Source organism: Streptomyces sp. NPDC060194 (assembly GCF_042728285.1).
Classification (GTDB): Bacteria; Actinomycetota; Actinomycetes; order Streptomycetales; family Streptomycetaceae; genus Streptomyces.
Map to the genome: position 1 here is coordinate 1 of NZ_JBHWZH010000209.1, position 7,556 is coordinate 7,556.

Sequence of the window (7,556 nt, forward strand, 5' to 3'; positions counted from 1 at the left end):
ACCGCCGGGCCCGCGCCCCACCGGAGCCGGCCCGGCGGTCGTGCGGGTCAGCACGGCTGCCGCCACACCCCGAGGTCGAGCCGCTTGCGCATCGAGCTGAACCCCCGCTCGCGCGCCTTTGGGCAGAACTCCCCGGTCTTCAGGGCGTACTCGACGTGCAGCACCGCCTTGCCCGCCTCGACGAACGGCATGAGCGCGTCGCACTCGTCGTACTGGGCGCACTGCTCGTTCACCGCGAAGTCGAAGTCGTCCACGAGTGCGGGGATCTGCGGCAGGTCGTTCTTGAGGCCGACGGACATGCCCCGTTCGTGGGCCAGTCGGGCGAGCATCCGGTTGTAGGCGAGCTGGTGGGCGGCGGTGAGCGGGAAGCCGGTGCGGTGCAGGTAGCCGTCCATGAGGTCCGGCTCCACGGCGTCGAACCCGCGGTCGCGGCACATGTCGAAGCGCTTCTCCATCAGCGGTTCGAGGACGTCGATCCGCCGGATGTCGAGCCACCGCTCCCCCGGCCAGCCGTTGGAGCGGCCGAGGACCCGCTTCGGGAAGGCCGCGCGGTCGGGGCGGAAGTCCTCCCAGGCGCCGGCGTTGAGGTAGCAGATGACCTTCCGGCCGTCGCGGTGCAGCCGCCGGACGTCGGCCGCGCTGTTCTCGAACCCGTCGATGTCGTAGACGGGCACGTCGACGCGCGGGTCCGCCCGGCCGTCGAGCTGCCACTGCCAGGCCGTGCCGGCGGCCGGGCGCCAGCGGCGGTCCTCGCTCGGGCGCGGGTCGGGCGCGCTCGCGGTCGGGCGCGGGTCGGGCGGGGCGGTGGTGGAGCAGGCGGTGAGCAGGGTGAGGGCGAGGACGGCGAGCAGGTGGCGCAGGCGGATCACGGTGTCTTCCGGTGCAGGGCGGGCGGCAGCAGGGCGTAGGGGTTCGGGCCGTGGCCGGGGACGGCGCAGTGGACGGCCGCGCGGCGCAGGGCGGCGGTGCGGGCGGCGAGCCCGCAGCGGCTCGGCGGGACGCCGTGGATCAGGTGGCAGAACTTCTCCGGCGGGTGGTCGGCGGTCCAGGGCGGCGGGCCGGGCGCGTCGGCGTACGTGGGCCAGTCGCCCTCGAACGTCACCAGGAGGTCGGCGACGGCCGCGTAGCCGGGGGCGGGGTGCACACCGGGGTTGAGCACGACCGTGCGGCAGCCGCGGGCGCGGGCGGCCCTGGCGAGCCGGCGGTAGTGCCGCAGTCCGGAGGCGTCGGAGGCGGCCTGGTCGAAGAAGCAGCCGTCGGTGGCGTACCAGTCGGCGTACCGGTCGAGGTCGGCGGCGACCTGCCGGTGGGGGCGGCGGCCGTAGTCGGTGTCGACGTAGCCGAGCAGCCGGACGCCGGCCGCCCGCAGTGCGGCGGCTGCGGCGACGTAGGGCGGGTCGGGGGCGGGGCCCGGACCGTCGGCGACGTTGAGGACCACGCTGTGGAGCAGGTCGGCGTGGTCGGCGAGCGACCGCCAGGCGTCCGGGTCGGTGGCCGGGTGGACGTACATGGGGACGAGCAGCCGGGGGTTCACACGGACGCCGGGGCCGTCGCGTGCCAGAGGTCGGCGAGGGAGGCGGCGAGCGGGCGGCGCGGCTCCCAGCCGAGCGCCGTGCGCGCGGCCCTGATGTCGGCGCACTGCCAGGAGACCGTGCCGGAGCGGGCGGAGCCCTGTCCGGTCTCGGCGATCCGGCCGCGGAAGCCGGCGGCGGCCGCGAGTCCGGTCGCGATCTCGCGGACGACGGTCGCCCGGCCGCTGCCGATGTTGAGCACCGGCGGCAGCGGGCCCTCGGCGCGTACGGCCAGGACGACCGCCTCGGCGACGTCCCGGGCGTCGACGAGGTCGCGGTGGGCGGACAGGTCGCCCGTCTCGATCGTCCCGTCGGACGGGGTGCGGCGCAGCTCGGTGACGAGCCGGCCGGGCAGGCCGGTGGCGGGCGCACCGGGCCCGACGGGGTTGAAGACCCGCAGCACGACGGCGTCGAGGCCGGAGGCGGTGACGGCCGCCGTGCCGGCGAGCTTGGTCGCGCCGTAGGGGCCCTGCGGGCGGGTGGGGGCGTCCTCGGTGACGGGGGCGCCGGGAGCGGTGGGCCCGTACTCGGCCGCCGAGCCCAGGTGGACGAGGCGGGCGGCGGGGGCGGCCGCGGCGAGCGCCTCGCAGAGCGCGGCAGGTCCGCGTGCGTTGACGTCGGTGAGCCGCACGGCCGAACCGGCCGTCAGGCCCGCGCAGTTGACGACGGCGGCGGGAGCCGCGGCGCGCAGCGAGGCGGCCAGCTCGGCGGGGTCGGCCGTGAGGTCGATCCCCACGTCGTCGGCCGGCGAGCGGCCGCCGGCGAGCAGCCGCACGCCCGGCAGGGCGCGCAGCTGCTCGGCGACGTGGCCGCCCAGGAATCCGGTGGAGCCCAGGACGAGAACGCGCATGGGAGGGTCAGGCACCCTTCAGGAGCATGGAGCGGTAGGTGGTGAACTCGGCGTTGGCCCGGTCGTAGTCGTCGGGGCGGCCGATGTCGAGCCAGTAGCCGTCGAAGTCGTAGGCGTGCGGCGGGGTGTCGGCCTTCAGCAGGTCCAGCATCAGCTCGTCGAAGCCGAGCGGGAGGCCGGGGGTGTACGGGGCCAGGGTGTCGCGGATGAGGCCGTAGACGCCCATGGACACGCGGTAGTCCATGGTGGGCTTCTCCGCGAAGCCGACGATCCGGCCCTCGTCGGTGGTGAGGACGCCGAAGTCGATGGCGACCTTGCGGGCGTAGGTGGCGACCGTGAGCGGGGCGCCGGAGGCGGTGTGCTGCCGCAGGACGTCGCTGTAGTCGAGGTCGGTGAGGATGTCGCCGTTCATGACGAGGAAGTGCTCGGGCAGCCGGTCCATCATGGTCAGCAGGGGGCCCATGGTGCCCAGCGGGCTGTCCTCGGTGGAGTAGCCGACGCGCAGGCCCCAGCGCGCGCCGTTGCCGACGTAGGCGCGGATGATGTGGCCGAGGTGGCCGATGGCGATGGTGCAGCTGGTGAATCCGGCGTCGGCGAGCTGGCGGAGCACGATCTCCAGGATGGCGTGCTGGTCGCCGATCGGGACCAGCGGCTTGGGCAGCGCGGTGGTGTACGGCCGCAGCCGGACGCCCTTGCCTCCGGCCAGGATCACTGCGTGCATGAGGACTCCCGTGGTGTCGTTGCGGTGGGTGGTACCGGGCGGACGCGCGTCAGATGTTGTAGATGCCGGTCTTGTAGCGGGCGAGGTTCGCCGGGTCGCGGAAGAAGTCGATGGTGTGGCCGAGGCCGGTCTCCAGGTCGTGCTCGGGGCGCCAGCCGGTGGCCTCGCGGAGCCGGGTGGCGTCGGCGACCAGCCGCATGACCTCGGAGGCCGGCGGGCGCAGCCGCTGCCCGTCCTCGCGGACGGCGAGGTCGGCGTCCATCAACTTGCCGATGAGGGTGGTCAGTTCGCCGACGGAGATCTCCCCTCCGGTGCCGGCGTTGAAGGTGCGCCCCACCACCTTCTCCGCCGGGGCGGTCCCCGCGGCGAGGAAGGCGCGGGCGGTGTCCTTCACGTACAGGAAGTCGCGGGTGGGCCTCAGGTCCCCGAGGGTGATGGTCCGCTCCCCCGCGGCGACCTGCCCGATGACGGTCGGGATGACCGCGCGCATCGACTGCCGGGGGCCGAAGGTGTTGAACGGCCGCAGGGTGACGACGGGGGTGGCGAAGCTGGCGTGGTAGGAGTCGGCGAGCCGGTCGCCGCCGGCCTTCGAGGCGGCGTACGGGGACTGGGTGTTGATGGGGTGGTCCTCGGTGATCGGCACGGTCTGCGCGGTGCCGTAGGTCTCGCTGGTGGAGGTGTGGACGAGCCGCGGGATGCCCTGCCGGCGGACGGCCTCCAGGACGTTGAGGGTGCCGGTCACGTTGGTGTCCACGTAGCTGTGCGGCGCCTGGTAGGAGTACGGGATCGCGATGAGCGCGGCCAGGTGGTAGACGGCCTCGGCCCCGTCGGTGAGCTGGTTGACGGAGCCGGGGTCGCGGACGTCGCCGAGGACGATCTCGACCTGGTCGAGGACGTCGGGGGCGAGCGTCTCCAGCCAGCCGTAGGACGAGAAGGAGTTGTACTGGGCCATGGCCCGGACCCGGTGGCCCCGGGCGACGAGCAGTTCGGTGAGGTGGGAGCCGATGAATCCCTCGGCGCCGGTGACGGCGACGAGCGCGGGCGTGGACGGCATGGGGCTGCTCCTGTCGGTGGGAGGGGTGGGGCGGCGGCGCTGTTCAGCGGTGGGCGGTGGGCCGGCCGAGGAGGTGGCACGCGGCGCCGGCGAGGACGGCGGCGGCGAGCCAGCAGAGCAGTTGCGCGGGGCCCGGTGGCATCCCGGCGAGCGGCGCGGCGGCGACGGCGGCCGCGGTGAGCAGGCAGACGGCGGCCGGCAGCCAGGCGAGCGAGAACGCCTGGAGCAGCAGGGCCAGCCAGAGCAGCGCGCCGAGTCCGAGCAGTGGGGCGGGCGCGGTGCCGGCCAGCAGCGACCCCGCGGCGAGCAGGGCGAGGTAGCAGGCGAGGCAGCACGCCAGCGCGCCGGCGGCCCGGGCCGTGAAGCGGCGCGGTTCCGTCGCCGCGCGGAGCGCCCGCAGGGCGAGTGAGCGGTAGCGGTAGAGCAGCCACTCGGCCGCGCCCATGCTGAGGGTGAGGACGATGACGGAGCGCGGCGAGAGCGCCCCGGCGGTGGCGGCGAGCACCCCGGCGGCCAGCCCGAACAGGCCGTACGGAACCGAGCCGGCCAGCCGCGGACGTACGGCGCCCGCCACCGTCCCCGTGCTCAGCGCGCGGCGGACGGCGTGGGCGGCGACGCCGCAGGCGAGCGCGAGGGTGCCGAGCAGGAGCGCGACGGCGAGGGCGGTGGGCAGCGGCCCGAGGAGGGTCGCGGCCGCGCCGAGCGCGAGGGGCAGCAGGGTGCCGAGCAGGGCGCGTTCGCGGCCGAGGACGAGCAGGACGCTCGCCGCGGCCAGGTAGCAGGACTGGCCGGCCGCGAAGGCGGCGCCGCCGCCCCAGCCGGTGAGCGTCGTCGCGACGGCGGTCGCGGCGAGGGCGCCCGCCGGGGCGCCGAGCGCGAGCGTCCGGCCGGCTCCCGCGCCGCCCTCGGCGGCCAGGCGCACGTGGGCGCGGTGGCTGAGCCCCTGGTTCCAGGCCCAGGCGAACAGCGCGGCGGCGACCAGGCCGGTGAGGGCCGCGCGGCCCTGCCAGAGGCCGGCCCCGACGACGTAGGCGAGGCCGGGGAGGGCGAAGACGAGGCCGCGCAGGGCGCAGCGGACGTGGTCGGCCTTCCACGGGTCGGGCGGGGGCGGGGGCTCGGGGTAGTGGCGGGGGACGAGGGCGTGGAGGTCCTCGGCGAGGGTGAACAGGTCGGGGCGGCCGTACCGGGCGGTGATCTGCTCGCCGGTCAGGCCGTCGGACTCCAGGAGCGCGGCCACCTCGTAGGGGTGGACGGCGGAGGAGACCTGTTCGACGAGGCGCTCGGCCAGTTCGTCGAGGGGGTCCTCGGCCCAGGCGGGCCGGGTCCGGGCGGCCTCCTCGCCGCGCGGGCGGGGCACCCGGGCGCGGGGCGGCTCGGGCAGGGCGTCGCCCTCGCCCTGGACCAGGCGCAGCGGTCCGCTCACGCGAGGGCCTCCTCGGCGGGCCGGAGCGCGGCGTCGGAGGCGGCGCTCAGGCCGATGCCCTCGATGACGGTCTCGATGGTGTCGGAGGTCCCGCGGTGCCGGGCCGTCCCGATCCCGGTCCTGGCGCCGAGCTCCGCGTAGATCTCGCGGAAGGTGTCGACGGTCTGCCGCAGGGTGAACTGCTCGATGACCCGCAGCCGCGCCCGCTCCCCCATCGACGCCCGCCGCCCGGGGTCGCGCAGCAGTTCCACCGCGGCCCGCGCCATGGCCTCCGGTTCGCGCGGGGGCACCACGAGGCCGCTGTCCCCGACGGCCTCGCGTACCCCGCCCACGTCGGTGGAGACCGTGGCGCGCCCGCAGGACATCGCCTCGATCAGGGTGAAGGGGAAGCCCTCGCTGATGCTGGAGAGCATGACGACGTTGCCGGCCGCGTAGGCGTCCTTGATGTCGTCGACCCGGCCCTCGAAGGTGACCCGGTCGCCGTGGCCGAGGTCGGCGGCGAGCTTCTCGCACCGCTCCCGGTACGCCTCGCCGCCTCGCGGGGTGCCGCCGAAGAGCCGCAGCCGCGCCTCCGGGACCTCCCCGCGGACCAGCGCGAAGGCCCGCACGAGGGTCTCCAGGTCCTTGATCGGGTCCACCCGGCCGGCCCAGCTGAGGGTGGGCGTCGCCGGTTCGGGTCCGGCGTGCGGGAAGGCGGCGGGGTCGACGCCGTTGTAGACGGTGCGGATGAGGGCGGGGTCGGCGCCGCCGCGCTCCTCCCAGAGCCGGTTGTAGCGGTTGCCCGGGGTCACCAGGGCGGCGACCCGGTAGGTCTCCTCGGCGAGCAGCCGGAAGAAGCCGAGGAGCAGCGCCTTGACCGGCCAGCGGTAGGGGCCGGTGCGGTAGCCGAGGTATCGCTCGCGCAGGTAGACGCCGTGCTCGGTGAGCAGCAGCGGCACCCCGTGCAGGTCGTGCGCGACGAGACCGGGCAGGACGGCGATCCCGCCGCTGACGGCGTGCGCCACGCCGTGCTCGGGTGGGCGCGCGGCCAGCGGGCGCAGCGCGTGTTCGAGCAGGTCGGTGGCGGTGAGCGCGTCGTGCAGGGTGGGGCGGGCGGCGGCGACCGCGAGGTCGGGGCGGTTCCACACCCGGACCAGGACGCGGGTGGCCCGGTCGGTGCGCAGTGCGGGGCCGAGCGCGCCGTCGCGGGCGTGCCGGGCGAGTTCGAGGAGCGCGGGGCCGAAGTGCGGCTCGGCCGCGGGGTCGAGGAGCGCCGTCAGGAACGTCTCGTAGGTGTCGAGCAGCGTCCGCAGCCGACGGCCGCGCAGGGCCCGGCCGGCCGGGGTCGGCCCCCAGGTGGGCACGGTGACGGGCTCGGCGACGTGCGGCGGGAGGTCCCAGGCCAGGGTCTCGCGCCCGGTGCCGGTCACGGCGATGACGCGGAAGTCGACGTCCGGCATGCCCCGGACGAGCTGGTCGCACCAGACGCTGACGCCGCCGTGGCTGTGCGGGTAGGTGCCCTCGGTCAGCAGGGTGACCGGCGGGGCGCCGGTTCGGGGCGGGTGAAGGGTCTCGGCCATGCGGTTGCTGCTCCCCCTGTGGTGTGTGACGGACCGGGCCGCGCTGTGCTTCGGTCGGGCTCTGCTGACGGGCGTGCCGGGCGTGCGGATGCGAGCGGGCGTGTGCGGGGTGTGCTGGGCGTGCGGCTGCGGACGTGCGGCGTGCCCGGTGCCGTGCATGCGCTGTGCTGCTGGGCGTCTGCCGTGCGGGTCGTGCGCCGGCGGTCGTGCACCGCCGCGGTCGCGTGCGTCGCGCTCGTCCACCGCTGCGGTCGTGCCCCCGCTTCGGCTTCGCGCCGCCGCGTCGGCTTCGCGCCGCCGCGTCGGCTTCGCGCCGCCGGGGCGCGTCGGTCCGCTGTCCCCCCGCGCCCGGCAGCGCACCGCCGGACGGCCCCGGCG

General features: G+C 76.1%; 7 protein-coding genes. All 7 read right to left on the reverse strand.

What is annotated here, in order from left to right:
• Positions 1–47 precede the first annotated feature (47 nt).
• From ACFWEG_RS27360 to pelF, 7 genes are read right to left on the reverse strand one after another with little or no spacing between them, the layout of a single operon-like run.
• Positions 48–860 carry an endo alpha-1,4 polygalactosaminidase gene (locus ACFWEG_RS27360; RefSeq protein WP_387220350.1) on the reverse strand — a complete coding sequence of 271 codons (813 nt, stop codon included), beginning with the start codon at positions 858–860 and terminating at the stop codon, positions 48–50.
• Positions 861–865: 5 nt separating this feature from the next.
• Positions 866–1,510, reverse strand: coding sequence for a spherulation-specific family 4 protein (locus ACFWEG_RS27365; protein WP_387220335.1), 645 nt, complete (start codon positions 1,508–1,510; stop codon positions 866–868).
• A 20-nt stretch (positions 1,511–1,530) separates the two neighbouring features.
• Positions 1,531–2,421 carry an NAD-dependent epimerase/dehydratase family protein gene (locus ACFWEG_RS27370; RefSeq protein ID WP_387220338.1) on the reverse strand — a complete coding sequence of 297 codons (891 nt, stop codon included), beginning with the start codon at positions 2,419–2,421 and terminating at the stop codon, positions 1,531–1,533.
• A gap of 7 nt (positions 2,422–2,428) precedes the next feature.
• Positions 2,429–3,142, reverse strand: a complete 714-nt coding sequence (locus tag ACFWEG_RS27375) for an NDP-sugar synthase (RefSeq protein ID WP_387220340.1) — start codon at positions 3,140–3,142, stop codon at positions 2,429–2,431.
• A gap of 49 nt (positions 3,143–3,191) precedes the next feature.
• Complete coding sequence (locus ACFWEG_RS27380; RefSeq protein WP_387220343.1) at positions 3,192–4,196, reverse strand: SDR family NAD(P)-dependent oxidoreductase; 1,005 nt, start codon at positions 4,194–4,196, stop codon at positions 3,192–3,194.
• Positions 4,197–4,239: 43 nt separating this feature from the next.
• Entirely contained in the window at positions 4,240–5,619 is a 1,380-nt protein-coding gene (locus ACFWEG_RS27385; RefSeq protein ID WP_387220345.1) for a hypothetical protein, read from the reverse strand.
• On the reverse strand, positions 5,616–7,178 hold the full coding sequence (gene pelF / locus ACFWEG_RS27390) for a GT4 family glycosyltransferase PelF (protein ID WP_387220347.1): 1,563 nt from the start codon (positions 7,176–7,178) through the stop codon (positions 5,616–5,618). The genes ACFWEG_RS27385 and pelF overlap by 4 nt, the downstream gene beginning before the upstream one ends.
• Positions 7,179–7,556 lie beyond the last annotated feature (378 nt).